Annotated in this window: 26 protein-coding genes and 1 pseudogene; 22 read left to right on the forward strand and 5 right to left on the reverse strand. The window is 43.0% G+C overall.

The window, feature by feature from the left end; genetic code table 11:
- Positions 1-10: 10 nt before the first annotated feature.
- The gene (locus EC328_RS00765) at positions 11-1,078 is read left to right on the forward strand and encodes a TRAP transporter substrate-binding protein (protein ID WP_128425027.1); all 1,068 of its coding nucleotides are present in this window, start codon (positions 11-13) and stop codon (positions 1,076-1,078) included.
- Between the two features lie 142 nt (positions 1,079-1,220).
- Here EC328_RS00765 and EC328_RS00770 read toward each other — a convergent pair whose 3' ends face one another.
- Together EC328_RS00770 and EC328_RS00775 are read right to left on the reverse strand one after the other, a co-directional pair.
- A complete protein-coding gene (locus EC328_RS00770) occupies positions 1,221-1,472 on the reverse strand; it encodes a hypothetical protein (RefSeq protein ID WP_128425028.1) in 252 nt (83 codons plus the stop codon).
- 287 nt (positions 1,473-1,759) lie between these two features.
- Positions 1,760-2,314 (reverse strand): cupin domain-containing protein, encoded by a 555-nt coding sequence (locus EC328_RS00775; protein WP_206363880.1) that lies wholly within the window; start codon positions 2,312-2,314, stop codon positions 1,760-1,762.
- Positions 2,315-2,477: 163 nt separating this feature from the next.
- On the opposite strand from EC328_RS00775, the gene EC328_RS00780 reads away from it, so the two are divergent.
- Complete coding sequence (locus EC328_RS00780) at positions 2,478-3,689, forward strand: DUF819 family protein (protein WP_128425029.1); 1,212 nt, start codon at positions 2,478-2,480, stop codon at positions 3,687-3,689.
- 48 nt (positions 3,690-3,737) lie between these two features.
- Complete coding sequence (locus tag EC328_RS00785; protein ID WP_128425030.1) at positions 3,738-4,712, forward strand: dipeptidase; 975 nt, start codon at positions 3,738-3,740, stop codon at positions 4,710-4,712.
- Positions 4,713-4,800: 88 nt separating this feature from the next.
- Here the strand turns inward: EC328_RS00785 and EC328_RS00790 are convergent, their stop codons facing one another.
- The 3 genes from EC328_RS00790 to EC328_RS00800 form a co-directional block, all read right to left on the reverse strand.
- On the reverse strand, positions 4,801-6,003 hold the full coding sequence (locus tag EC328_RS00790) for an MFS transporter (RefSeq protein WP_128425031.1): 1,203 nt from the start codon (positions 6,001-6,003) through the stop codon (positions 4,801-4,803).
- 102 nt (positions 6,004-6,105) lie between these two features.
- Complete coding sequence (locus tag EC328_RS00795) at positions 6,106-6,759, reverse strand: vWA domain-containing protein (RefSeq protein WP_128425032.1); 654 nt, start codon at positions 6,757-6,759, stop codon at positions 6,106-6,108.
- Between the two features lie 102 nt (positions 6,760-6,861).
- Entirely contained in the window at positions 6,862-7,854 is a 993-nt protein-coding gene (locus EC328_RS00800; protein ID WP_128425033.1) for a macro domain-containing protein, read from the reverse strand.
- Positions 7,855-8,227: 373 nt separating this feature from the next.
- Between EC328_RS00800 and EC328_RS00805 the strand changes: the two genes are divergently transcribed.
- The 19 genes and pseudogenes from EC328_RS00805 (at position 8,228) to EC328_RS00890 (ending at position 26,760) form a co-directional block, all read left to right on the forward strand.
- Positions 8,228-10,555 carry an ABC transporter substrate-binding protein gene (locus EC328_RS00805; protein ID WP_128425034.1) on the forward strand — a complete coding sequence of 776 codons (2,328 nt, stop codon included), beginning with the start codon at positions 8,228-8,230 and terminating at the stop codon, positions 10,553-10,555.
- Positions 10,556-10,669: 114 nt separating this feature from the next.
- Positions 10,670-11,656 carry an ABC transporter permease gene (locus EC328_RS00810; RefSeq protein WP_128425035.1) on the forward strand — a complete coding sequence of 329 codons (987 nt, stop codon included), beginning with the start codon at positions 10,670-10,672 and terminating at the stop codon, positions 11,654-11,656.
- 15 nt (positions 11,657-11,671) lie between these two features.
- Positions 11,672-13,438: an ABC transporter permease gene (locus tag EC328_RS00815; protein WP_206363881.1), complete on the forward strand. Its 1,767-nt coding sequence runs from the start codon at positions 11,672-11,674 to the stop codon at positions 13,436-13,438.
- Positions 13,439-13,466: 28 nt separating this feature from the next.
- Positions 13,467-14,645, forward strand: coding sequence for an ABC transporter ATP-binding protein (locus tag EC328_RS00820; protein WP_240671498.1), 1,179 nt, complete (start codon positions 13,467-13,469; stop codon positions 14,643-14,645).
- On the forward strand, positions 14,638-15,651 hold the full coding sequence (locus EC328_RS00825) for an ABC transporter ATP-binding protein (protein WP_128425037.1): 1,014 nt from the start codon (positions 14,638-14,640) through the stop codon (positions 15,649-15,651). The genes EC328_RS00820 and EC328_RS00825 overlap by 8 nt, the downstream gene beginning before the upstream one ends.
- Before the next feature lie 5 nt (positions 15,652-15,656).
- Positions 15,657-15,902 carry a hypothetical protein gene (locus EC328_RS00830; protein WP_128425038.1) on the forward strand — a complete coding sequence of 82 codons (246 nt, stop codon included), beginning with the start codon at positions 15,657-15,659 and terminating at the stop codon, positions 15,900-15,902.
- Between the two features lie 71 nt (positions 15,903-15,973).
- Positions 15,974-17,425, forward strand: a complete 1,452-nt coding sequence (gene pap, locus EC328_RS00835; protein WP_206363882.1) for a polyphosphate:AMP phosphotransferase — start codon at positions 15,974-15,976, stop codon at positions 17,423-17,425.
- Positions 17,426-17,482: 57 nt separating this feature from the next.
- A complete protein-coding gene (locus tag EC328_RS00840) occupies positions 17,483-17,713 on the forward strand; it encodes a hypothetical protein (protein ID WP_128425040.1) in 231 nt (76 codons plus the stop codon).
- Between the two features lie 112 nt (positions 17,714-17,825).
- A complete protein-coding gene (locus tag EC328_RS11965; RefSeq protein ID WP_276318542.1) occupies positions 17,826-17,957 on the forward strand; it encodes a thioredoxin domain-containing protein in 132 nt (43 codons plus the stop codon).
- A gap of 12 nt (positions 17,958-17,969) precedes the next feature.
- A pseudogene (locus tag EC328_RS00845) lies at positions 17,970-18,287 on the forward strand (peroxiredoxin family protein); the annotation flags it as partial.
- A 162-nt stretch (positions 18,288-18,449) separates the two neighbouring features.
- A complete protein-coding gene (locus EC328_RS00850) occupies positions 18,450-19,247 on the forward strand; it encodes a transposase (RefSeq protein WP_128425042.1) in 798 nt (265 codons plus the stop codon).
- Positions 19,248-19,315: 68 nt separating this feature from the next.
- Positions 19,316-19,684 carry a zinc ribbon domain-containing protein gene (locus EC328_RS11690; RefSeq protein ID WP_276318549.1) on the forward strand — a complete coding sequence of 123 codons (369 nt, stop codon included), beginning with the start codon at positions 19,316-19,318 and terminating at the stop codon, positions 19,682-19,684.
- Positions 19,685-19,720: 36 nt separating this feature from the next.
- Positions 19,721-20,179, forward strand: coding sequence for a hypothetical protein (locus EC328_RS00860; RefSeq protein ID WP_128425044.1), 459 nt, complete (start codon positions 19,721-19,723; stop codon positions 20,177-20,179).
- A 97-nt stretch (positions 20,180-20,276) separates the two neighbouring features.
- Positions 20,277-20,693, forward strand: coding sequence for a DUF1622 domain-containing protein (locus EC328_RS00865; protein WP_128425045.1), 417 nt, complete (start codon positions 20,277-20,279; stop codon positions 20,691-20,693).
- 110 nt (positions 20,694-20,803) lie between these two features.
- Positions 20,804-22,579: an indolepyruvate ferredoxin oxidoreductase subunit alpha gene (gene iorA / locus EC328_RS00870; RefSeq protein WP_128425046.1), complete on the forward strand. Its 1,776-nt coding sequence runs from the start codon at positions 20,804-20,806 to the stop codon at positions 22,577-22,579.
- Entirely contained in the window at positions 22,580-23,149 is a 570-nt protein-coding gene (locus EC328_RS00875) for an indolepyruvate oxidoreductase subunit beta (RefSeq protein WP_128425047.1), read from the forward strand.
- A 276-nt stretch (positions 23,150-23,425) separates the two neighbouring features.
- A complete protein-coding gene (locus tag EC328_RS00880) occupies positions 23,426-23,752 on the forward strand; it encodes a hypothetical protein (protein ID WP_128425048.1) in 327 nt (108 codons plus the stop codon).
- A 9-nt stretch (positions 23,753-23,761) separates the two neighbouring features.
- The gene (locus EC328_RS00885) at positions 23,762-24,817 is read left to right on the forward strand and encodes a V-type ATPase subunit (protein WP_128425049.1); all 1,056 of its coding nucleotides are present in this window, start codon (positions 23,762-23,764) and stop codon (positions 24,815-24,817) included.
- 14 nt (positions 24,818-24,831) lie between these two features.
- Positions 24,832-26,760 carry a V-type ATP synthase subunit I gene (locus tag EC328_RS00890; protein WP_164905981.1) on the forward strand — a complete coding sequence of 643 codons (1,929 nt, stop codon included), beginning with the start codon at positions 24,832-24,834 and terminating at the stop codon, positions 26,758-26,760.
- Positions 26,761-26,767: the final 7 nt, after the last annotated feature.

The raw sequence follows: 26,767 nt of genomic DNA on the forward strand, positions 1-26,767 counted from the left end.
AGGATTCAAAGTGAAAAAGATACTTATTTTTCTAATGGCACTGACGATGATCTTCACAGCGGCCTGTGCTCAACCAGCACCAGCTCCGGAGCCAGCTCCAGCAGAGACACCCGCGGAAACGCCCGCAGCAACTGGATTTGATGCACTTGAGCCTGTTAAGCTTATTGGAGCTGACAACGCAGGTGTAGGAGCAGCAGCGCAGCTTTATGGTGAGCTCATCACTGCCAAGGTTGCAGAGATCACAGGAGGCAAGCTTACTATCGACTATTTCCCTAACAGCCAGCTTGGCAATGACCAGGAACTTCAGGCACAAATGCTTGCAGGAGATATCGACTTCGTAATCGCTCAAACTGCACAAACAGTATCATTTGTACCAGAAGTAGCTATATTTGACCTTCCAATGGTATTTGCCAAGTATGACGCTGCAACTATCGACAAGGCTCTTAATAAGAGCGAGTTTACAACTAAGATCAACGAAGCTTATAAAGCTAAGAACATGTACGTACTTCATTACTTACAAGGTGGAACCTTCAGAGAGACTACCTCCAATAAGAAGATAGCTTCTATCGATGATTTCAATGGTCTAAAGATCAGAACAATGGAGAACCAAAACCACATGGCATTCTGGCAGGCAATGGGAGCATCTCCAACTCCGCTTCCATGGTCAGAGGTTTATGTATCACTGCAGCAGGGTCTGGTTGACGCACAGGAAAATGCAACTGATACATGTGTAGGAGCAAATCTTCAAGAGGTTCAGGATTACTTAATAATGACTCACCACATCCTGTATTGCAACCAGTTCCTTATAAATGCAAGCAAGTTTGACAGCCTGGATCCGCTTTATCAGGAAGCTCTTCAAAAGGCAGTGGATGAGGCAGCAGTTGAGATCGAAGCACAGCTGGCAGAGATAAATGAGACTAATAAGCAAAAGCTAATCGACGGAGGAATGGAGCTTGTTGAGTTCGAGGCAAGCTTCGTGGATGAGGTTCTTGCAAAGGCTCAAGGAGTTTATGACAAGATAGGTACTGACATAGGCCAAGAATATGTAGATTCATTGTTGAATGCATTAGAGAACTAGGAAGATAAAAAGTAAGGCTCTCCGAAAGGGAGTTCAACTTAGGGATTGAAAGAAAACTCAAATAAACAGCTTCAAACGGCCGCAAAAAGAGACCAGTCATGTTCAAGCTTTTAGCTTGTAATGGCTGGCTTTTTCCTTTTTATTACATTTTCTTTCCCGTCTTGTCAGTAATCCTCAATGCAAGTTTTGCTCCTAATACTGTTACAACAAGGGCACCTATTATAGCCCCAACATATGCGGCTAACTCATATCCTTCAAAACCGGTATGTTTGTAGATTTCGAGGCCACCTAAAAAAGTTCCACCCACAATTAAGCCGAGGTAACCACCACCAAAAACTCCAACCACTAAACCAATAAAACCACCAATGATACCCGGTAACAGTTTTCTTTTCATCGTTAACCACTTCCTTTTACATAATCACAGTATAGCATGCTTTATAGCTTATCAACAGAACGATGTTTTTTGTATTAGTAGCAAAACGGGCGTACACATAAAGCCGAACAGATTTAATCTGTAAGGATTACAGAGATATACCGATAAAAAAGCATCCAAAGGACATATTTCTTACAGCCAGATATTCTACAACTACATCGGTGAATTTGATATTTTCGATTAAAACAAAAAAATGGCATAGCCACTATACATGGATATGCTAATTTTTAAGTTAAAATATGTTCCTACTAAAAACTTGGAGGCGTCATTGCCCAAACTGATTCGCATACATTATCTCCAATATTGATATACCTGTGGGGAATGGTACTTTCGTAGTAAATGCTGTCACCTTCATTTAGTTCGTAATCACCGTCTGCAGTCTTTACTAACAGCTTGCCCTTCAACACAAGTCCGCATTCCTCTCCCTCATGTGATACCAAGCCCTCAGACGAAACCTCTCCTGGGCCAATCGTAATGTAAAGAAATTCTATTTTTCTGTTCAGGTCATGAGAAAGAAGCTCATATAGGGCGTTGCTGTTTGATACGGTAATTCTTTTTCTATCACTTTTTTTAACTATCGGCGAAATGTTTAGCTCTACTTCTTCCTCATCAAAAAAATGGCCAACAGATACCTCCAGCGCCTGAGATATTTTCCAGAAAGTGACTATTGAAGGAGCTACTAGATTCCTTTCAATTTGGCTTATTATACCGGAGCTTAATCCCGCTTTCTCGGCAAGCTCTGCAATGCTCATATCTTTGGATTTTCTAAGATCTCTCATTTTCTTTCCTATGTCAATATTCAATGGGCTACCTCCGTAACAGTTGTTGTTTTATTTTATCATAAATACATATGATATGTGAATGGTAAGAAATATCAATCTAATTAATTCAATATATTGAAATAATAAATGAAATAGTTTAATATATTAATAAGAAATGATCCTAATTATACGAGGAGGTAGTAAAATGAACTCATTAATCAGTGCGGATAATGCTTGGGCGCTGTGGTCAATTTTGATCGGTATCGCAGCATTAAGTATTTATCTGGAGCAAACTTATTCATGGGCGTCAAAGATAACAGGAGCAATAATTGGGCTTGTAATTGCAATGCTTCTTGCTAACTTTAACGTGATCCCTACTGCTGCACCAACTTATGACGTGGTTTGGGGATACGTAGTGCCGCTTGCTATACCACTGTTGCTTTTTAATGCAAACATTAAGAAGATCTGGAAAGAAAGCGGAAGAATCATGGTGATATTCATGATCGGGGCAGCTGGGACTTTATTAGGTGTATTCTTAGCTTATTTTCTACTAAAAGATTCAATTCCGGATCTCTATAAGATGGCAGCTATGATGACAGGCTCCTATATCGGTGGAGGTGTAAACTTTGCCGCTATGGCAGAATCATTTGGAGCAGGTGAGGAATGGATATCTGCACTTACCGTAGCGGATAACTTGTTGATGGCATTATATTTCTTTGTACTTCTGGCTATACCCTCAGTTAACTTCTTCCTAAAGAAATTCAAACATCCGCATATCGATGCCGTCAACGCTGCAGTCGATACAAGTGAGGGTGAGACCCTGGCTAAACAATATTGGGGAAGAAAAGAAATCTCGCTTAGGGACATAGCATTTGGAGTGGCACTATCATTTATTATAGTGTGGGTCTCAACGGAAATTTCTTCTGTATTGGCTGCAGTAATTCCTACAGGAAATTTCGCATATGATCTTTTAAACGGACTATTAGGAAATAAGTATCTTTTAATTACCACATTCACTATGCTTCTGGCAACTTATGCACCAAAATTCATGAGCGGTATCCATGGCGCACAAGAGATAGGTACCTTCCTTATATACATTTTCCTTGTCGTAATCGGAGTACCAGCTTCAATTCCTGTAATAATAAGTCAGGCTCCGCTATTGCTCGTATTCACTGCTATAATCGTAGCTGTAAATATGATCGTATCACTTGTTTTTGGTAAGATATTTAAATTTGACCTGGAGGAGATCCTTCTTGCATCAAACGCAAATATTGGAGGACCTACCACTGCTGCAGCCATGGCTATAGCTAAGGGCTGGAATAAGTTGATAGGACCTATCATACTTGCGGGCGTATGGGGGTATATAATAGGCAATTACCTTGGTATCTTCATGGGTAACTTGCTGCAGTATATGTAATCTGGACAGGGCACAGCACATGTGCCCTGGATAGTTAGGGGGTAAAATATGATTTTAGATATTCACGGAGATATTTGGACTGACGTCACTGTTAAAAGCCTTCAGGGCAAGCGGGACATCATCAGGGAGTACCATCTTGAAAGATTCAAAAAAGGCGGAATGGCAGGCGGCATATTTGTAGTCTGGGCTGATCCCCCACACGATCAACGACCTAAGGAAAGGCTGGCAGAAAGCATACGGGCTATTTCCAAGGAGTTGTTCGACAGCAGGGATATTGTCAGACTAATGCTTAATTCTTCAGATTTCTATAAGGCGATGGATGAGAAAAAGCTGGCCGTAATGATGGGACTTGAAGGGCTTAGCTCTCTAGGTGAAGATATTGATGAATTATATACTCTGTATCAGTTCGGATTCAGACACGCAAGCCTTACTTGGAATGAACAAAATGACCTGGCTACAGGTGTCAAGGGAGATCCTGAAAGAGGACTTACCGAAAAAGGGAAGCAGGCTGTCAAGCTTATTAATGATTTGGGTATGCTCCTTGACCTTTCTCATGCAAATGATAAAACTTTTTGGGATATAGTAGATATTACAGACAAGCCAGTCATCGCTACGCACTCAAATTCGAGAAAGCTTTGCAATGTTCCAAGAAACCTGACTGACGAGCAAATAAAGAAAATCGGGGAAATGAATGGGCTTATAGGCATAAACGCCTACAATGAATTCATTGACTTAGTGCCTGAGAAGCGTACAGCAGACAATCTGATCAATCACTTGGAGAACATTGCCGGTCTAATAGGCATTGATAAAGTTGCTCTGGGATTTGATTTCTTTGAATATCTGTCAGGTGATACTACAGACTCCTTTACAAGCGATACCTACGCCGGGACCATCGGGCTGGAGGATATTTCCAAGGGGAATTCTTTTATCGAGAAGCTTAAGAACAGAGGTTTTAAAGACGAAGACATAGAAAAAATAACATTTAAAAACTTCCTGAACCTTATGGATTGTGTCATGAAGTAGTTTAGAGTAATTAGAACGGACGAGTGAGCATTTGCAAATTAAAAAAGCTGTTCACATACTATATTTTGGTATGTGAACAGCTTTTCTATCACTTATTTGACTTTATTCTTCCTACGGTCATTATTACGACTCCTGAGCCCAATACACACAGGACCGTACTTAGAAGGAGCAATTGGGATGGCCCCCCAGAATCCAGCACCATGCCTCCCCATAGGCTTGCAAATACTGCGCTTAAGGTCATCATACCTGATATCAGGGACTGTCCCTTAACTGCCTCTCTTCGATCCATCAGCTTATGAACAAGATGGATAGAGGATGCAAGATAGAAGGGGAAGGATATTAGCTGAAACGCGAATGCAAAATAAATCAATCCAACAGATTTAGCTGTGTATGTAAAAAATATCTTCAGTATGAAAGCTGCCGAGGATATCTTAAGCATTGTCTGGCAACTGATTTTTTTGTTGATTTTATCGAAGAAGAACAGACCAGGAAGCTCCAGGATCGCCATATAGGAGAAAATTATCCCCATATCGCTGCTGGTTCCGCCTATGGGCTCGATTATCTGGAACAAATAATTATTTATTATGGCATTTTGAAAAAATACAAGCAGAGTTCCTAAGGAAAAAATGAAAAGCATCTTATTTCTTTTAACAAAAGCAATCAGTGATATAGGCTCATCCAACTTTAATGCCTTTGCGCTCCCGTGTTCATCCTGTGACAATGCAATACCGCTCTTATAAAGTCTCTCGGTGGTGTAAAGCGAAAATAACAGCATCACGAGAACTGCGACCCCGACTGAGGGGATCGTGTTTGTCCCGAAGGCGAATACAAGGTATCCAAGCAGCATGCTTATACCTGAATATGCTATGGAACCTCCGCTTCTTGCAACCCCGTAATTTATTGGATTGCTGAAGCTGCTGTATTGGAAAGCAATTGAGTTTATTATTGGGGATAGTGATACCATGAGGCCTCCAAGTACCGCAAAAATTATCGTCAGCATGGCAGACCTTGACTCAAACAGGAAAAGCATTGCCATGAGCAGCAGAAGTATAAAGGAGAGTATACCTGTTATCTGAGCCAGGGATAGCTTTTTGGATCTGTCTGCTGCATCTCCAAATAGGGGAAGAAGCAGTACGGATATTATGTTGACCAGAGCCAGTATTGTTCCGATCTCTGTGTTGGAGTAGCCCTTTGGAAGCAGATATACGGATGAAAAGCTTAGCACTACTGCAAACAGCATACAATAAGCTGCTTGAACTGCCGTATATGATAGATTTAGTCGATTTTTCATTTTGTGGTCACCATTTTCGTTATATTTAGTACCTATACATTCTAACACCTAAATTAAGTAACCACAATGGAAAACCAGCTGAAGAATCAGCTGGTCCATTAATTACTGCTTTTTCTTTCTGTTTTTATAGTCCTCGTCCAGCTTCTTTTTCCAGTCCTTGTCCATGGTCCTGTTTTCCCTGATAGTTCTAACAGCTTGATCCATGGCCTGGTAGGTTACTCTGGTGCCCTCAGAATCTGCATGGTAATCTGCTGCCCTGTCCTTTGATATTCCAAATTTTGCTGCTGTCTCAATGGCATCGATGTTTGCGCCCAGGAAAAGGAACTCCCATCCATATTTGTCTCTTTCCTTCTCGATCATGGCCCTGACCTTATCATAGTCGTATTCCCTGCTGGAGTTTTCATAGCCGTCAGTAGTGATAACAAAAAGCACCTTTTCTGCCCTTTCCTCCTCTGTGGTATTTCTCTGAACCGATGCGATCTTATTTATGGTCCTTCCAACCGCATCGAGAAGTGCTGTGGTGCCCCTAACGTAGTATTCCCTTTCTGTCAGAGGGGAGATCCCCATAAGGTTGATCCGGTCGTGGAGGAGCTCATATCGGTCGTCAAACAGCACGGTAGTAACCCTGCATTCACCTTCGATGGTCTTTTGACTCTTTATCATCGAGTTGAAGCCTCCGATCGTGTCTGATTCAAGTCCACTCATTGAACCGCTTCTGTCTAAAATAAATACCAGCTCTACCAATCCTTTTTTCATTTTCATATTCTCCTTTAGTTTATTCAATTGTCTTCCTACTCTTAGGATATCAACTTTTACAGAGGAGATGGTCGCATGGCAAGCGACAAATTATTCTGTTTATCAACCGCCCAACGTGTTCTCATCGAAATAGAAAAGTGTACTGTTGATTTCGTATATGTCGTAAATTCCTTTCTTAATGAAGTACTCGACGATCAAGTCAAACCTGCTGCTGGGAGAGAGGGCAAGCCCTGCTCTTCTTAACAGATCAGTAGTCTGGTCCAGGTTTAGCTGCAAGGCTATGCAAAGCGCAAGAGCCGTGTTTTTGCTGGGCCTGTAGCCGGGATTGTTTTTGATCTTTGAGAAGTGCCTCCTATCAATATTTGCCTTCTTATATACCTCCGGATCTATTAAGCCTTTCATATCGATGAGCTTTATTAGCGTCTCCGAAAAGGATGTATCCAGGTTGTTAACAATATCCTCGATCCCGGCTGTGGATTTTTCTAAAACTGCCTCCGAGGTTTGCCGCAGCTCGAAATCCATCTCAAGATATCTCCCGATTGTGGTTGTCCCTTCTCTTGCTCTTTCGGCATAGCTGTCGGTAATATACGCTCTTACCTCCCTGAACAGTCTGCCACTTAAAGAGAAGGCCTTTTTATCGAATACGACCAGATACACCGTCATATCGCTCTCCATCAGAAATTCTCCAATGGAGCTAATGGCTGCCTGAAGTGCCTTATCCTTGGGATAGCCGAACGCTCCAGATGAAAGCAGGGGAAAGGCTATGGACTCAAGTCCTTTATCCTTTGCAAGTTGAAGGCTGTTCCTGTAGCAGGCTTTAAGAACATCCTCCTCGCCATTTGTACCTCCCTGCCACACAGGGCCGACAGTATGGATAACATATTTGGCCGGAAGATCGAAGCCCTTTGTAATCACAGCTTCTCCAGCTTTGCATCCCTTGTATTTCTTTAATGCAGCCTCCATTTTCTCTTCTCCTGCTGCATCAAAAATTGCTCCGCAGACTCCTCCGCCTTTTCTAAGCATGGAGTTAGCCGCATTAACTATTGCATCAACATCCATTTTTGTGATGTCATTCCTTACTATTTCAAGTGGCATATATACCCTCCTCCATTGGTTTTGGCAATCATATCCATATGATACCCAAATGGAATAAGGGACAACAGGGACGGTTCTTTTTGTCCCGATTATGGACAAAAAGAACCGTCCCTGTTGTCCTTTTTTCTAAATCATTTACTGGGTGAAAATGTCAAAATTCAAACATTTGTATCATAGTAACAGGTGTGACATATAATAAACTATTCCAATACTGTATAAACTGATATTTAACAAAATTCAAAATTGTGGTAGAATTAAGCAAAGCTTTATATCATCGTAGGCTGTGGAAACTTGTGGGGAGATTATCTTCTCCAGACTACCTGACGTATAGTTTCTAAAAAAGCTCTAAACATATTATACGAGGAGGAAGAAAATGAAAAAGGTATTAGTTCTAATGCTGGCAATGGTTATGGCAATATCAATGTTGGCTGGTTGTGCACCAAATGAGCCTGCGGCACCTGTAGAGACACCTGCTGAAACACCGGCGAACGACACACCGCTGGTAGTAGGCTATGCGGCATTCAGCCAGAAGTTCAGTCCATTTTTTGCTACAACAGCTTATGACATGGACGCTGTTACCATGACTCAGGTTTCACTTCTTACTACTGACAGAGTGGGAGGAATCGTGTACAACGCAATCGAGGGCGAAACAGTAAGCTACGAGGGGACAGATCACGAGTACACTGGAATTGCAGACATCAAGGTTGACTATGATGAGGCTGCTGACGTAACTACTTACAACATCAAGCTTAAGGAAGGCGTATTGTTCAGCGATGGTCAGGAGATGGATGCTGACGACATAATATTCAACTATTATGTGTATTCAGATCCTACTTATACCGGCTCAACCACCTTCTATTCATTCCCGATAATCGGGATGACCAACTACAGGGAGAACAACTCCAAGGCTGAAGAGCTTGCGGTAACTCCAGAGGAGCTTGCAGCAGCAATGGAGAACCCAACTGACGAAATGAAGGCATTTATGTCCGATTTCGTAAGCGGAGTTTTAACTGACGAGCTTGACTGGGTCAAGAGCATTTATGGAGATCCAAACTATAAGACTTACACAGATCAATATCCTGTTGCAAAGGATCTATTCGCATTCTTCTATGCCAAGGATGCAAACTACGACGCAGCCGCTGTTGCTGACGAAGCACAGGTACTTTCAGACATAATCGCTCAATATGGCGACGACTGGAAGACTCTTGGAGCTAACTACGGCGGAAGCGAAGGCTATTTTGCTGGTGACATCGAAGGCGAAGTAGGCAGAATAGTTCTTAAGGAAAAGCTTGCAGCATCAGATGGTACTGAGGTACCAAATATTGAAGGTATCAAGAAGCTTGGAAAATATGAAGTAGAGGTTAAATCCAAGGGCTTTGACGCATCAGCAGTTTATACCATCTGCGGGATCCAGGTAGCTCCAATGCATTACTATGGAAGCGAAGATATGTATGATTATGACAACAACAAGTTTGGTTTCACAAGAGGAGACCTTTCCGGAATAGAAGCTAAAACTACTCAACCAATGGGAGCCGGTCCTTACAAGTTCATTGAATACAAGGACAAAGTAGTTTATTATGAAGCAAATGAAAACTACTACAAAGGCGCACCAAAGACCAAGTATGTACAATTGAAGGAAACTACTGACGCTGAAATGATCGCCGGTGTTGGCACAGGCGTAATCGACCTGGCAAATCCATCAGGATCAAAGGCTAAGTTTGATGAATTGAAGTCATACAACTCAAACGGCGAAGTGGTTGGCGACAAGATCGCAGCTGTTTCAGTTGACAACCTGGGCTATGGCTACATCGGAATCAACTCCAAGACTGTCAATGTCGGTGGAGTTCAGGATTCTGAAGCCAGCAAGAACCTGAGAAAAGGCTTTGCAACAGTTTTCGCAGTACACAGAGACGTTGCTATCGACAGCTACTATGGCGATGCAGCATCTGTAATCAACTATCCGATATCAAATACATCCTGGGCAGCTCCACAAAAATCTGATCCAGGTTACTCAGTTGCATACTCCAAGGATGTAGACGGAAATGACATCTACACTGAGAGCATGGTAGCTGAGGACAAGTATGCAGCAGCTCTTGAGGCAGCAGTTGGATTCTTCAAGGCGGCAGGCTATACATTCGACGAAGCAACAGGCAAATTCACTGCAGCTCCAGCTGGAGCAGAACTTGAGTACGAAATAATCGTTCCTGCTGATGGAATCGGTGATCACCCTGCGTTTGCAATACTTGCTGACACCAAGACATCACTTGAGAAGATAGGCATCACTTTAACTATCAATGACCCGGCAGATACCAATGTTCTTTGGGATACTTTGGACGCCAATACACATGAGATGTGGACTGCTGCATGGGGCTCAACTATTGACCCGGATATGTATCAGGTATACCACAGCTCAAACGGTAAAGGCCTGGGCGGAACTGACAGCAACAGCTACAACATAGCTGACGCCGAGCTTGACAGATTTATAATCGAAGCTAGAAAGAGCCCGGATCAAGAGTTCAGAAAAGCAGTTTACAAGCAAGCTCTTGACATAATCCTTGACTGGGGAGTAGAGATCCCGACTTATCAAAGACAGAACCTGGTAATCTTCAGCCCAGAAAGAATCAACATGGATACAGTAACACCAGACATAACGACTTACTGGGGATGGATGAACGACCTAGAGCTTCTGGAAATGAAATAGCAGTCGATGGTTAAGCATGAGCCCACAATTGTGGGCTCATGTTGCGCCATCAGGTAATTTATTGGGGTGGCGTATTAACCAGCTAACTATTTAACGGAAAACGAGGGATATCAAATGCGTAAATACATATTAAAGAGGCTATTGATATCAGCGGTACTTCTTTTCTTCGTATCGCTGATAATTTATACCATAATGAGAAGCATCCCAACATCATACGTTGAGTCCCAGGCAAGGATGCTTTCAATGAGACCAAATTCCAAGCCCTACAGCGAGTGGCTGGCACAGCTGAACGCGGCATATGGACTGGATATTGGTATAGTACCTGGGTTCTTTAAGTGGCTTTCAAATGCAGTCAGAGGGAATTTTGGAGATTCCTGGGCCTTTAGCGTGCCGGTTACTGAAAAGTTTGCATCGGTTATTTGGGATTCATTTATACTTGGTTCAATAGCATTCGTGCTTCAGGTTATAATATCGATCCCGCTGGGGATCCTTGCAGCAAGAAAGCAGTACAGCAGAACTGATTATGCAGTAACTGTAGTGGCACTTTTGGGGATTTCTCTTCCAACCTTCTTCTTTGCTACCGTCCTTAAGCTAATCTTTTCGGTATGGCTGGGGTGGTTCGACCTTTATGGCAAGGTGGGAAGAAACTACATGCTTCTGGATTCCTTTGGGCAGTTCATGGACGTGGCAAGCCATTTTGTCCTTCCCGTCATGACATTGACCATTATTGGAATAGGGAGCCTTATGAGATACACAAGGACCAACATGCTGGAGGTCCTTAATTCAGACTTTATTAGAACGGCAAGGGCTAAGGGACTTTCTGAGAAGAGAGTTATCAACTTCCATGCCTTTAGAAACACCTTGATCCCCATAGTGACAATTCTTGGGGGATCATTGCCGGGGTTATTTGCTGGAGCTCTTATTACAGAGACCTTGTTCCAGATCCCAGGTATCGGTTACACGGGATATCTTGCCATGGTAAGCGGCGATATACCCTTCACCATGTTTTACATGGTATTTTTAGCAGTTCTGACGCTGTTGGGTACACTTATTGCAGACATTCTGTATGCAGTGGTTGACCCTAGAGTCAGAATAGACTGATGGAGGTGATTTTACGTGACTGAGAAGAATCAAGAGATGATAATTAAAGAAAAAGAAGAAAACATAGCTGAGAGTCATGTGAGCACATCCGGTAGTCTTGGGGATGAACAGAGAGTCAAGGTGCTATCCCCCGGGATGCTAGTTGTAAAGAGATTTATCAGGAACAGACTAGCGATAATTGGGTTGATAATAATTGCGTTTATGTTTGTGTTCTCCTTTATCGGAGGCTTGGTGACACCTTATGAGGAGACTCAGGTCTTCAAGTATGTAGGAACCATGTCCAAGGAATATGCGAGTATCACCTACAATAACGATTACAGATATACAGTTGTTGATGGGATGGAGTATTCAAGCTCAGCCCACTCAGCATTTATCCTTGCAAGAAACAGCGGAAAGACAACCTTCACCTCAGGCGGGCAGGAGTACCACATAGTCGAGGAGGGCGAGGAATTTTACAAGATAGTCACTTCAGCACCAATAGCCAGGATAACAAACTTCAGAGGGCTTGTCGCTATTAACGGCATCGACGGAGAAGTAATCTCACCAGAGCTTAATGCAGCTGCTACTGAGGCGGTCCTAGGCAATGTTGGTCAATTTAACCTTGATGGTGAGCTTTACACGATAGTTCAAAGCGGCAGGGAGTATGTCCTTGGAAGATCCGGAGATGCTGCCATTGAGTCGAAAAATATATTCGACCCGGCAATACCGACACAAAACCTTGGCTATGAGTTTACCTATGCAGCTGAGAAGGCTTTCAGAGAAGATGGAATATTTACTTTCTCTGCAGATGGTGTCGATTACAGGATCGAGGAGGAGGACAATTTAGCCGTGATCTACAAGGGTGACGAGGAATATGCCCTTCTGTCAAACCTTGCTATACAGCCGGCATCACCGGATGTCTTCCTTACTATAGAATTCAAGAAAGCCCTTAGTGATGCGATCGAGGGCAACCACCCATCCTTTATGTTCAAGAATGAAGAGGGTGTAGATGTGGAGTATCAGGTGTCGAGGATCAACAACCTCTATACAGTGAAGGCTGACACCCAGACTCACCTCATATCCATCCACGAACAGCCTTCAGCGAAGCACTGGCTTGGAACGGACAAGCACGGAATGGACGTAATGACAAGGCTTATGTATGGTGGCAGAATATCACTTACCATAGGATTTATAGTAGTACTTCTGGAATCAGCCCTCGGAGTAATCATGGGAGGATTGGCAGGGTACTTCGGCAAATGGGTCGATATGCTTATAATGCGTATAGTTGACGTATTCAACTGTATACCTTTTATGCCTTTATTGATAATTCTAGGTTCAATAATGGATGCCATGGAGGTCGCACCGCAGCTTAGGATCTACTTTTTGATGTTTATACTTGGTATAATGAGCTGGCCCGGCATAGCACGTATGGTCAGAGGTCAGATATTGTCTCTAAGGGAACAGGAGTTTATGGTTGCAGCTGAAGCGACAGGTCTTTCAGTATCCAGAAGGATATTCAAGCACCTTGTACCTAATGTAATACCTCAGCTAATTGTTTTTGCAACGATGGGTCTTGGCTCCGTAATACTTTATGAATCAACATTGAGCTTCCTGGGGCTGGGAGTAAAATTCCCGCTGGCATCCTGGGGAAATATTATTAGCGGCGTGTCCACAGCCTATGAGATGACCAATTTCTGGTTTGTGTGGATACCTGCAGGTACACTTATACTCTTGACGGTTCTTGGCTTCAACTTCGTTGGCGATGGCCTTCGTGACGCCTTTGACCCCAAGATGAAACGGTAGGTGCGAAATGGACAATAAGAAAAATCTAATGGATAAAATACTAAACGGTAAGAATGGCAAGGCTGTAAAGAACGTTAACTACCTTTCGGCCAAGGAATTGAGGAAGATCTCAAGGGAAAACAGGAAGATAACTGACGAATTCGAAAGGATTAGAAACAGGAAGGACGTTCCTGAGTCAGAGTATGTCTCGACCATGAAGAACCCCAACAATATCCTTGAGATAGATAATCTGAACACTTATTTCTTCACTGATATAGGAGTTGTCAAGGCAGTTGACGGGGTATCCTTTGATGTGCCTAGAGGAAAGACTGTAGGTGTAGTTGGTGAGTCAGGCTGCGGCAAATCCGTGACCTCACTATCTATAATGCAGCTGGTGCAAAGACCCCAGGGGCAGATAGTGGATGGAGAGATCAGATTCAACCTGGACAACCAGGTATACGACATCGCTAAGATGCCCACAGAAAAAATGCAGAAAATAAGAGGCAATGAGATATCGATGATATTTCAGGAGCCAATGACAAGCCTTAACCCGGTATTTAAAGTCGGAATGCAGATAGACGAGGTAATTGAGCTTCACAATCCTGAAATGAGTAAGGAGCAGGTATCTGCAAGGACCATCGAGATGATCAAGATGGTAGGGATAGCCAATGCAGAGGGTGTTTACGAGATGTATCCCCACGAGCTGTCAGGCGGGATGAGGCAAAGAGCTATGATCGCCATGGCGCTTGCATGTACCCCGAAGCTAATAATCGCTGACGAGCCGACGACTGCACTTGATGTAACTATCCAGGCGCAGATCATGGACCTTTTGAGAAATCTTAAGGATCAGATAAATTCCAGCATCATGCTTATTACCCACGACCTTGGCGTAATAGCTGAGATGGCAGATTATGTGGTTGTAATGTATGCAGGAAGAGTTGTTGAGCAGGGGACTGCACAGGAGATATTCCATTCACCAAAGCATCCATATACAGTCGGGTTGATGGAGTCCAAGCCAAGCAGCAACAGGAAGGTCGAAAGACTTTACAGCATACCTGGATCAGTTCCAAATCCGATCGATATGCCGAACTACTGCTACTTCAAGGATAGATGCAACAAGGCATTCAAGGCCTGTGAGGGAGTTTATCCTCCAACATATCAGATAAGCGGTACACATAGGGTGGCTTGCTACCAATACATGCCGGGAAGGAGGGAGAGCAATGAGTGAGGCTGTAAGATATGATGATTTTGTAGAAGAAAATGATGAAAACATAATCCAGGTCAAAAATCTCAAGAAATACTACCCGATTTCCGGAGGTATGTTCTCCCAGGTAAAGGGCTATGTAAAGGCGGTTGATGACGTAAGCTTCGATATCAAGCGAGGCACGACCATGGGCCTTGTTGGTGAATCAGGCTGCGGGAAAACTACGATCGGAAAGACAATACTCAGACTGACAGATAAAACCAGCGGTTCAGTAAAGTTTGACGGGATAGAAATACACGACCTTAATCGAAGAGACCTTAGAGCCTTAAGGCCCAGGATCCAAATCATATTCCAGGACCCGTATTCAAGCCTTTCACCAAGGATGCCCGTTGGTGAGATCATAGGTGAGGCTGTAAGGGAGAAGAAGCTTGTGCCTGAGGCAGAATTTGATGAGTACATCACACGCATCATGAAGGATTGCGGTCTTCAGGAGTACCATAAGGACAGGTATCCCCATGAGTTTTCAGGCGGACAAAGGCAGAGGATATGCATTGCGAGAGCCTTGGCACTTAATCCTGAGTTTATAGTGTGCGATGAGCCCGTTTCAGCACTTGACGTATCTATACAGGCACAGATCATAAATCTTCTTAAGGATCTTCAAGAAAAGTACGATCTGACATATCTTTTCATATCCCATGACTTGTCTGTTGTAGAGCATATTTCAGATACCGTCGGGGTAATGTATCTTGGAAATCTGGTTGAATATGCGGATAAGGAATCTATATTTAGAAATCCGCTGCATCCATACACTCAAGCGCTTTTCAGCGCGATCCCTGTACCGGATCCGGACTTCAAGGCAGAGAGGATCATCCTTGAGGGGAGTATCCCTTCACCTGCGAATCCGCCGTCAGGATGCAAGTTCCACACAAGGTGCAGATATGCGATGGATATCTGCAGTAGAGAGATCCCATTGATGCAGGAGATGGAAGAGGGGCATAAGGTGGCCTGTCATTTATATAATAAGGAGTAGTTGTTATGAAGAAGCACTTTGAGGACGACGGCAGGGTAGTCGCCGACATGAATTTTGAGGGGGCACCCTGGTATGTGAAGGAGAAAAAGGAACCAGCAGGTCAATTTGTCGGCGACAATGAACCTATGAGCAAGCGGGAGATGTTCGCACTGATGAAATATGCAGTTGGAGCAGGACTCGCAATTGCCCTTGTGTTCGTCTTTGCCTTTTTCCTGTTCATCCTGTTTTCCTTGAAGTTCTGGCTCAATTAGGGACATCGGGCATTACCAGATCCAGCCAGTGATTTCTTTAACCTTAGATAACCTTGATAAGGGGGATAGCTGTGGAGAATGATAAGAGGGATTATAAGAAAGAAAATAAAGAACTTAAAGAGGAGATCGGAAATCTGCAGAGAAGAGTAAAGGATGCCGGATTTCCAGTTCTAATCCTCTTCGATGGATGGGAATCGTCAGGGAAGGGATTCATGGTAAACGAGCTTATCACAGAAATGGATCCTCGAATCTTTAAAATAAAGGTATATGAGGAAGCTACAGAGGATGAGAAGAGAAAACCATTCCTGTGGAGATTCTGGCAAGGGATCCCGTCTAAGGGCAGCATCCATATATACATCCATAGCTATTATAAAAATATAATGTCAGGCAACAGACTTGGTAAACCTATCGCTTACGACGATGTAAAGGATATCGAGCTTTTTGAAAAGCAACTGGTAAATGACGGCACATTGATTATCAAGTTCTTTTTAGAGGTTTCCAAAAAAAATCAGGAGGACAGGGTCAAGAAGCTTGCATCAAGCAAGTACACTGATTTCAGAGTCACAGAAAATGACTGGGATCAAATAAAGCGCCGCAAGGAATACAAGGCAATGTTCAGTGAGATCCTGTCAATAACTGATTATGAGCAGAGTCATTGGAATATAATATCGACAGATAAAAAGCAGAAAGCTATAAATGAAATGCTTACCACAGTTAAAAAGATGATTGAGAAAAGGCTCGAAAACGGAATTGGAGAGAAGGAAGCAACTCCGGAGACACACACGGAATATATAAAGAGAGAGTCTAACGTCCTTGGATCAGTTGATTTGAGTAAGAAGCTGGAAACAGAGGAATATCAGGATAGGCTTGGCAAGCTCCAGCTTGAAGCGAAGGAAGTTGCCTATGCTCTGTACACAAAGAGGATCCCATCAATAATTGTATTTGAAGGGTGGGATGCTGCAGGAAAAGGCGGTGCCATAAAGAGGCTTACTCAGGAAATGGATCCAAGAGGCTACGAAGTCATTCCTATATCTGCACCTGACAGTACAGAGAAGCAGTACAACTATATGTGGAGATTTTATAAGCACATGCCTAAAACTGGACATATGACTATTTTCGACAGATCCTGGTATGGAAGAGTCATGGTTGAGAGAGTTGAAAACCTTGTTTCAGCCGGTGATTATATGAGGGCGTTTGATGAAATAAACTCAAATGAGAAGCATGTTGCAAATTTCGGCACCCTGATAATAAAATTCTTTATCCATATCGACAAGGATGAGCAGCTAAGAAGATTCAACGACAGGGAGGAAGACCCTGACAAGAATTATAAATTGACCGATGAGGACTGGCGAAACAGGGATAAATGGGATATTTATAAGGAAGCTATCGAAGAGATGCTGGCGCGGACGAATACCCCATACGCTCCTTGGGTGATTGTTGAGGGCAACGATAAGTATTATGCCAGAATTAAGGTAATAGAGACTTTTCTTAAAATGGCAAGGGAGAAGTTAAATAAAGCTTAGCATGAGGATCTTTGCTAAAATACAGTCGGGATGATTCATGCTTTATGAGGTATTAAAATGGATGAAAGAAATAAGCTTAAGAGATTTGAGAAGCATCTTGTCAAGTGTCCTCATTGTGGCAGGGATGTCCTTGATCATATGAAGGAGTGCCCATTCTGTAAGGGGGAGCTGGAGGGGAGCGGCTACAATGGTATAGATCCTGAATCCAGGAAGAGGATAAGGAAAGTCTTGACTGTTGTGTTCATATCTGCTGCTGTACTCATATACTTGATCAAGTCAATAGGATAATATTGCTGCCGCCTGTTATTTTCAGGCGGTCTTTTTATTGGAGATTTTCTGGATGGGTATAATATAATGGAGAATGCAAACAAAGGTTGTTCAGTTCAGGGGGGAATAATAAGTGGCAAGTGTAGAAGTAAATAGAGAGGCACCGGATTTTGAATTTAAGGATTTTAGAGGGGATATGTTTAAGCTTTCAGCATTCAAGGGAGAGAAAAATGTACTTATAGTATTGAACAGGGGCTTTGTATGACCGTATTGCCAAAAGCATATGATGCAGTTGCATCAGGATTATAACAAGTTTGTGGATAGGGATACAGCAATAGTGGCAATTGGACCGGAGAATGCAGACAGCTTTGAGAAGTACTGGAAGAATAATGATCTGGAGTTTTATGGAATCCCGGATCCTAAGCATGAGGTGTTGAAGCTATACGGGCAAAAGGTCAACCTGTTCAAGCTTGGCAGGATGCCAGCGCAGATGCTGGTGGACAAGGCGGGCGTGCTTCGGTTCGTGCATTATGGACATTCCATGCAGGATATACCGGAGAACGATGAGATACTTGGATCAATAGATTCACTTTAATCATCAGCCATCGGGGACGGTCCTTTTTGGCTGGAATTGTGCCTGTTACCGGATAATTCCAGCCAAAAAGGACCGTCCCCGATGGCTTCCCGATGGCTTTTATTTTAATTAAATATTTTGAAAACTACAGATTTATGGTAATATTGGGTTGAGGTGATAATAGTGCCGAGACAGAAAAGACAGGAAAGCCCCACTGGCTACTACCATATTATGATGAGGGGCATCAATAAGGAAATGATCTTTCGAAGTGATGACTTCAAATCATCATTTATGGAAATTTTATCCAGGAAGCTTGAGGAGACAGAGATTGAAGTGGCTGCCTATTGCATCATGGACAACCATGTGCATCTTGTTTTGAAGGGCGAATTGATTGAGATAGGTATCCTGCTCAAGCGGGTTAACACAACATTTGCGATGAAGCTGAACAGCAGGATGGATAGGGTTGGACATGTTTTCCAGGATCGGTATAAGTCCCAGGAGGTTCTGAGTGATGAACATCTGCTGCAGGTTGTAAGGTATGTACACAATAATCCCGTCAATGCAGGCATAACAAGAGAATGCAAAGGATATTCGTGGAGCAGCTACAATGGATATATATCAGGCAACCTTGGGATATTGGCACAAGGTCAATACGATTTGATACTGGAGCTGTCCGGCAGTATAGAATCGTTCAAGGCATTCCATAGGCTTGATGATGAAGGGGAATACCTGGATACAAAAGAAGAAATGGAACAGATTAAATACATAAAGGCACAAAAAATAATCAGCGAATTCTGTGAAAGTAAGGGTGTTTCTGATGTAAGACAGCTTACTGTGAAGCCTTATCTTATGGACTCCTTGATTGAAGTGATGATTCACAAATCAAACCTTTCTCTTAGGAAGATAGCTGATATGCTGGAAGTAAGCAGGAATATGGTACAAGAATCAGCAAAGAAACAAAACGGTCGATGGCTAAATTGAAAATTGTTTCGAAAAACATGCAATTTCAGCCAAAAAGAACCGTCCCCGATGTCAGGAGGCACTTAAGAATGTTTTTTGTTGCGGGGGTTTACCCCAAATCATATACATATGAATACAATCGGGCGGAGATATGTTCATCCTGCGGTAAGTACGGACGGTACATGGTCCAAGGGCATTGCAACGTGTTCAGTTTTTTCTTCATCCCGCTGTTCAAGTGGGGGTGGAGGTATACTGTTACAAAGTCCTGCTGCGGACAGACATGTATGCTGGACAAAGACCTGGGCGACAGGCTGCGAAGGGGCGAAGATGTAGTCATAGCTGAGCGGGACCTTGACTGCGGACATGCTCGTACAGCAGGGTATACAGGCTGCCCAAGCTGTGGGGCCCATGTTGACCCCGAGCACAATTTCTGTCCAAACTGCGGTCAAAAGCTGTAACCCACCCCACTGCCCTTGAAAGGAAGGTGTAACTGGATGTTTGTTAAAAGAGAGAGCCCGCTGAGGTTCATTTCAAGATTTTCTGTAATACATACCCTGACCTATGCGGTATTTGGCATATTGTTTATGTTTTTTAGCGATTATTTTTCTTACTTTGATTCAGACGAGATGATGAGCCTTGTAATGAAGCCTATCGATGCTCTATCAGTAAGGCTGGCAGTACCTGTGCAGCTTGTAAGGGGAGCGATCCTTGGCTCGGCAATATACCCATTCAGGAATAACATAATAAGGGAAGATTTTGGATGGCTTAAGCTGGCATGGCTGATGTTTGCATTGACATCGATCGGTGCAGTCATAACCGGTCCGGGTTCGATCGAAGGGCTGCTATATACTAACTTCTCCTTCGATCCGCTAACTGGCTATCCGGAAATAATTCTTCAGATACTGGCTTTTTCAATTCTTTTCACATGGTGGTCCAACCGAAAAAATAGATAGATGATCATAATTTTATTTTGGCATTCGGTACATCATATGGTAGAATGGACGTTAGGGAATTCTTTGTTCTACTTTTATTTTTTAAGGAGCGATTACTTTGATTATCGAGCATTTTCTTGAGTACATTGTACCATATATCACAAGCTCGCTTGAGCTTATAGGGGTTGCTATCATTGCCATAGCAGCAGTGCGTGGACTTGTCCAGTTCTTCAGGAACGGCTTTGACTTCAGGGGCGACGATGTTGCCATAGACTTTGCCAAGGCGATGACGCTGAGCCTTGAGTTCAAGCTGGCAGCCGAGATCATAAAGACTGTCGTAATAAGGACCATCGATGAGTTTATTATCCTTGCATCTGTTGCCATACTAAGGGTTGTACTCTCCTTCGTTCTCCATTGGGAGCTTAAGACTGGAGCGAAGAACGTTGAAAGCTATTGCCCCGATCCCGCTGATCTTTCAATTGACCCTGCGGATATCAGCTTAGCACCCAAGGAGACCATCAAGACGGGACACTGATTTTAAGCGTTAAAGCCGCATAGCGACTGGAATTTTCCACTAAAACATAGTGGAATTTTTCAATATATAGTATATAATGTAAGCAAAGATATTAAACGAGGAGTGATTAAATGAAAAAGCTTATGACCGGAAACGAAGCGATCGCAAGAGGCGCTTACGAAGCCGGATGCTTAGTTGCCGCAGCATATCCGGGAACGCCTTCGACTGAGATCCTTGAAAACGTTTCCACATACCCCGAGATCTATTCTGAGTGGTCTACAAACGAGAAGGTGGCAGTTGAGGTCGCAGCAGGTGCCTCCATAGCCGGAGCAAGATCAATGGCAGCCATGAAGCATGTTGGACTTAACGTGGCTGCAGACCCTCTTTTCTCCTTTGCATATGAGGGAGTTAACGGAGGCTGCGTAATAATAACGGCAGATGAGCCTGGAATGCACAGCTCACAAACCGAACAGGACAACAGGCTTTATGCACAGGCAGCAAAAGTAGCGATGGTAGAACCATCTGACAGCCAGGAATGCAAGGACTTCATGAAGGCAGCCTTCGAAATATCCGAGAATTTCGATACAGTAGTGCTTTTTAAGGTCACTACCAGGATCTGCCACAGCAAGGGAGCAGTTGAGCTGTTGGACAGACAAGAGGTCGGTATCAGGGAATACACAAAGAATATCAAGAAATACATAATGGTGCCTGCCCACTCAAAAGTCAAGCACATCGAGATGGAGACCGAAAGGATCCCTCGCTTAAGAGAGTTTTCAAACACCACCGAGATGAACAGGATAGAATGGAATGACAGAAAGATAGGTATTGTTACATCAGGAGCAAGCTATGTTCATGCCAAAGAGGTTTTCGGCGATACAGCATCATATTTGAAGGTAGGCTTCAGCTGGCCGCTTCCTGATCAGAAGATGAAGGAATTTGCAGCAGGAGTAGAGAAGGTCTACGTAATCGAAGAGAACGAACCGTACATGGAAAACTTTATGAAGGCTATGGGAATCGAGTGCACCGGGAAAGAGATTTTCTCAGTTTGCGGTGAGATCAACCCACAGATCATCAGAGAGGTTATGCTTGGTGAGAAGCCTGAGGAGGGCTACAGCTTAGATATAACTGCTCCGAACAGACCTCCTGCACTTTGCGCTGGTTGTCCTCATAGAGGGATATTCTATGCAATGGGCAAGCATAAGAACAAGATAAACGTTACTACAGATATAGGGTGTTATACACTTGGAGCAATGGCACCTCTTAACATAGGCGATATCTCCATATGCATGGGAGCTGGAATTTCCGCTGGGATCGGTTTTGACAAAGCAAACAGAATGGCTGGAAGAGACAAGAAGGTCTTTGGTGTTGTCGGGGACTCAACATTCTTCCACTCAGGCATGACAGGACTTGTGGATGCTGTTTACAACAAGAGCAATATGGCAGTTGTGATCCTTGACAATAGAATTACCGCTATGACCGGACATCAGGAAAACCCGGGAACCGGCAAGAGTGTTTCAGGAGTTGAGTCACCTCAGGTCGACCTTATAGCTTTAGTCAAGGCTATCGGCATCAAGGAAGAGAACTTAAGGGTCGTTGACCCCTATGATATGGAAGCGAACTATGCGGCTGTAAAGGCAGCTATTGCAACAGACGAGCCATTCGTCATAATCACAAAGCAGCCTTGTGCCCTTCTTAAGGATGTTCAGAAGAGAAGAGCCAACCTTTACTGCCAGGTAAATCAGGAGATTTGCACAAAGTGTAAAACATGCCTTAGAATCGGTTGTCCAGCAATTTCCATGAAGGATAATGTTGTCAGCATGGACATTACGATGTGCAACGGGTGTCAGGTTTGTCTGCAGGTTTGTCCGTTCCATTCTATTGAAGCTTTCGGGGAAGAGGTGAAATAGATGAATAAGAGAATATTGATGGTTGGAGTTGGCGGTCAGGGAACTATACTTGTATCGAAGATACTTACAGAAGGTCTTCTTGAGGAAGGCTACGATGTTAAGATGTCAGAGATCCACGGAATGGCTCAAAGAGGAGGAAGCGTAACTACTCAGATAATCTTCGGCGACAAGGTCTACTCTCCTACGATAAACAAGGGAGAAGCCGACATACTGGTTTCATTCGAAAAGGTGGAGGCGCTTAGATATATCCCAATGCTTAAGAAAGGCGGCACACTCATTGTAAATGAGGAAGAAATATGGCCGTTGCCTGTACTTTCAGGCTTGGAGGAATATCCACTCGGCATAATGGAGGGAATTAAGGACACCATCGAGAATGTCATTTCAGTCAATGCAAGAGAGATCGCAGAGGAGCTGGGTGAGCCCAGATCGTCCAATATAGTCATGTTAGGACTGATGGTAAAAGCCCTTGGGCTGGACAAAATCGACTGGATATCTAAGATAAAGAAATTCTTGCCACCTAAAGTTCACGAAGTTAATGTAAATGCGTTTGAAAAAGGTTTGAGTTTATAATATGATAGAGATGCTGCAGATGGCTGTGGCATCTTATTTTTTTACTTTCCATCATTCGATGGCACAGATTTCCATCGATATATTAATTTTCCTTAATATTTATGAAAAACGAAGAAAAATGGAGAAAACAGGAGTAAAATGAAGATATGCAGAGGCGTTAGTGTTTTAACAAACAATGTCATGGTTTGCGTCTGTTTGCTGCCGGTTTCGACATATTGATTTATTGTTATATATTCCCATTAGAGTATAATTAATAGGGTTAAGGAGTGATAAAAAATGAACGAAATCGCACAACAAATCATCAATCTAGATAAGGAGACCGTTGCCCTAAGAGCCAAGTATGAGGAGCTTCTCAGAAAGAAGAAGCTGGAGGGCTTGGACATGCTTCAAAAGCTGGAGCAGGACCTTATGAAATCTTATATGGAGGAGGGAGAAAGGGCCTATCAGGAGATAATGCAGAAATCGACCGAGGAATCTGAAAGACCAGGCAAGGTTGAGGTTGAATGCATGAGCAGCATGGTAAACATCGATGTAGTATACAATGAAGTTAAGGATAAGTTGGTGGAAAGCCTTTGGAAAGAAATACTGACTGGCGAAGAATAGAGGGATAGAATGGGAAATGTAAGACGATTTTCTGCCATAAACACAAAATTAAGGGTTATGCGCTCCCGTTTCCTGAAGGATTCCGACTATATAACGCTGATGGAAAAGGATCAGGTAAGTGACCAGATCCAGTATTTGAAGGACCATACCGTTTATGGACAGGTCCTCCAGGAGCTTCATGATCTGGAAGACATCCAGCAGGTACAGATCCAGCTTGACAGGTTTTTGATAACCCAGTTCAAGAAGATCCTGAAGTACTTTACAGACAACTATGAAAAGTTCTACAAGGCCTATATGTTCAGGTTCGAAACAGAGGACCTGAAGCTTTACCTAAGAGCTCTTGCAAGGGGAGAGGACCTTTCGAAGTATGAAAAGGTCAGCATGATACGGGACGAGTATTACAGCTTCTCCATCGAAAAACTTAGAACTGCAAAGTCTCTTGACGATTTTATAGAAAAGCTTGAGGGTACAAAATTCTACGATGTTCTATACCCTTACAGACATGAGGATTACTCAAAGCTTCTTTTCTATATGGAGATGAATCTCGACAGGCTTTACTTTAACTCATTGTTTGAAAGTACTGATTTGTTAGGGAAGACTGATAAGAACATCTACACCGATTTCCTCAGTGAAAACATAGATTTGCTGAACATCGAGTGGATATATAGAGGTATCAAGTTCTATAATCTTCTGCCTGAGGAGCTTATCAACTACACTTTGCCCAACGGGAAGCTGTTTGGCTACAAGGAGTTGAAGGAGCTGTGCTACGGAACTGTCGAGGATCTTAAGGCAAAGGTTTCGAAGACACCCTATAAGGAAATGGTGAACGAGGAAAAGGACATAGACCTTTTCATGGAGATAAGGCTGCAAAGGCATCTTTATAATATGTTTAGAAATACTTTTACTAAGGGTAAGATGGATCTTTCGATCTCCAATGCATATCTTCACCTGCTGGAGTTTGAGATCCGTGATATTATATCTATACTGGAAGCAAAAAAATATGGATTATCCTATTACGAGATCAAGGAGTACCTCGTAAGGACGATAAAAGGAAGTGATGAATAATGTCCGTAGAAAAAATGACGATTATGAATATCATTGGCAAGGTTAGTGAAGCTGACCTGGTGCTTAAGGATATACTACAGTCGGGAAAGGTAGATCTTGTAGATGCTATGACGCAGATAGAGGAGAACAACTTCCTTTTCGACGTCAGCGATGAAAACATCGACAGGCTGATCGACCTGAACAGCATAACCACCTTTGAGAAGGATGAGCGTTATGATGAGCTTCTTAAAAAAGGTGAAGAGCTTAAGAAAATACTTGGAATCGAAACAGAGTCCGAAATACATGAGACTGCTGTCGAGATGAAGAAAGAAGATATTCTAAATGAGCTTGATGACATCTGCGAAGAGGTTAATGAGCCTAATGCTATGCTTCAGGCTATGCAAAGGGAACTGGAATATCTGGAGGATTTTTATGCGAACAGCTTTAAGGAGCTTAAGGAATTCTCGGTACCCATAAGCTCACTTAGAGAGATGGAGTATTTTAGCTTTAAGATGGGAACCTTGACTAAGGAAGACCGCAACAAGCTGAAGAAAAACTATGAAAATATACTTGCCATACTTCTTCATACCGGAACCAGCGTACAGGGCGAGGTTTACCTTGTACTTTATCCCACAAGCCTTGAGGAAGAAATGAAGAGGATATTAAGGTCACTGAATTTCAGGGAGATAGTGATCCCTAAGGAATATTCAGGTACTCCACAGGAGATCAGGGAGCAGATAATCAAGAATAAAGACAGGCTCTACAGGGAGATAAAGGGTCAAGAGGATAGATTGGCTGAAATCAAGGCAAAATACGGAGACAGGATAGAGCATCTTATAGCGCAGGTTAAACTTCTCTCCAAGCTTGATAACATAAAAGAAAAAATAGCATTTTCAAAGAGATTCTTCTATATGTCAGGTTGGGTTGCCCAATCTGAAAGAGAAGAAATAAAGAAGACTCTTGAAAAGTATGGAGATACATTAGTCATATTTAAGGATGAAACAAGCCTTCAGCCACCAACAAAATTAAAAAACAACTGGTTCTTCAGGCCGTTCGAGTGGCTTGTCAACCTTTACGGAACTCCCAACTACAATGAGCTCGATCCAACTCCCTTTGTGAGTTTGTCCTACATGCTCCTTTTCGGGATAATGTTTGGAGACCTGGGGCAAGGATTTGTTTTTCTGATTGCCGGGTACTTTCTCTCGAAGAGGATGAAGCAGTTTGGTGGTCTTATTCAAAGGCTTGGGATTTCGTCAATGATATTCGGCCTTTTGTACGGAGCGGTTTTTGGGATAGAAACTCTGATACCGGCTTTGTGGATGAAGCCATTTGAGAATATCAACGAGATCCTGATATTTGCGATAATAGTAGGCGTTGTGATCCTGCTTATATCCTACGTATTTGGTATAATAAATGCCATGAAGAGACACGATATCGAAGAAGGCTTGTTTGGTAAGGAAGGCGTTGCAGGTGTGGTTCTTTACGTAACTGTGTTGGTTCTCGTAGGCGGAGGAATGCTTGGAATAAATATCCTGCCAATGCCCATAGGAGTTGGAATTGCAGTTCTCGCATTGCTGGCTATAGTATTCAGGCTGCCGCTGACACATTTGATTGAGGGGAAGAGGCCACTTCATGGTTCAGATATATCCGGCTACTATGTCGAGTCCATATTCTCGCTTATTGAGACCTTCCTGGCTATGCTGAGCGGAACTATATCCTTCATTAGGGTTGGAGCATTTGCATTGACTCACGTAGGATTGTTCCTTGCATTTGAGACCATGGGTCATATGATAGGATCAGCAGCAGGTAATATTCTGATGATAGTTATTGGAAATATATTTATCATCTCATTGGAAGCACTGATAGTATTCATTCAGGGGATGAGACTTCAATACTATGAAATGTTCAGCAGATACTACAAGGGCGATGGCAGAGAGTTTAAACCTGTCAGCCTTGAAAACTAACACAATT

It is taken from the genome of Gudongella oleilytica, assembly GCF_004101785.1.
In the GTDB taxonomy this organism is placed as follows: Bacteria; Bacillota; Clostridia; order Tissierellales; family Tissierellaceae; genus Gudongella; species Gudongella oleilytica.

Bases quoted from the DNA above. Each gene is read 5' to 3' on its own strand.
- EC328_RS00800 (WP_128425033.1), bottom strand. From the start codon at position 7,854: ATGCCACTTGAAATAGTAAGGAATGACATCACAAAAATGGATGTTGAT.
- EC328_RS00820 (WP_240671498.1), top strand. From the start codon at position 13,467: ATGGATAAAATACTAAACGGTAAGAATGGCAAGGCTGTAAAGAACGTT.
- EC328_RS00770 (WP_128425028.1), bottom strand. From the start codon at position 1,472: ATGAAAAGAAAACTGTTACCGGGTATCATTGGTGGTTTTATTGGTTTA.
- EC328_RS00810 (WP_128425035.1), top strand. From the start codon at position 10,670: ATGCGTAAATACATATTAAAGAGGCTATTGATATCAGCGGTACTTCTT.
- EC328_RS11690 (WP_276318549.1), top strand. From the start codon at position 19,316: ATGTTTTTTGTTGCGGGGGTTTACCCCAAATCATATACATATGAATAC.
- EC328_RS00830 (WP_128425038.1), top strand. From the start codon at position 15,657: ATGAAGAAGCACTTTGAGGACGACGGCAGGGTAGTCGCCGACATGAAT.
- EC328_RS00795 (WP_128425032.1), bottom strand. From the start codon at position 6,759: ATGAAAAAAGGATTGGTAGAGCTGGTATTTATTTTAGACAGAAGCGGT.
- iorA (WP_128425046.1), top strand. From the start codon at position 20,804: ATGAAAAAGCTTATGACCGGAAACGAAGCGATCGCAAGAGGCGCTTAC.
- EC328_RS00890 (WP_164905981.1), top strand. From the start codon at position 24,832: ATGACGATTATGAATATCATTGGCAAGGTTAGTGAAGCTGACCTGGTG.
- EC328_RS00780 (WP_128425029.1), top strand. From the start codon at position 2,478: ATGAACTCATTAATCAGTGCGGATAATGCTTGGGCGCTGTGGTCAATT.
- EC328_RS00880 (WP_128425048.1), top strand. From the start codon at position 23,426: ATGAACGAAATCGCACAACAAATCATCAATCTAGATAAGGAGACCGTT.
- EC328_RS00825 (WP_128425037.1), top strand. From the start codon at position 14,638: ATGAGTGAGGCTGTAAGATATGATGATTTTGTAGAAGAAAATGATGAA.
- EC328_RS00860 (WP_128425044.1), top strand. From the start codon at position 19,721: ATGTTTGTTAAAAGAGAGAGCCCGCTGAGGTTCATTTCAAGATTTTCT.
- EC328_RS00805 (WP_128425034.1), top strand. From the start codon at position 8,228: ATGAAAAAGGTATTAGTTCTAATGCTGGCAATGGTTATGGCAATATCA.
- EC328_RS00875 (WP_128425047.1), top strand. From the start codon at position 22,580: ATGAATAAGAGAATATTGATGGTTGGAGTTGGCGGTCAGGGAACTATA.
- EC328_RS00840 (WP_128425040.1), top strand. From the start codon at position 17,483: ATGGATGAAAGAAATAAGCTTAAGAGATTTGAGAAGCATCTTGTCAAG.
- EC328_RS00885 (WP_128425049.1), top strand. From the start codon at position 23,762: ATGGGAAATGTAAGACGATTTTCTGCCATAAACACAAAATTAAGGGTT.
- EC328_RS00790 (WP_128425031.1), bottom strand. From the start codon at position 6,003: ATGAAAAATCGACTAAATCTATCATATACGGCAGTTCAAGCAGCTTAT.
- EC328_RS00785 (WP_128425030.1), top strand. From the start codon at position 3,738: ATGATTTTAGATATTCACGGAGATATTTGGACTGACGTCACTGTTAAA.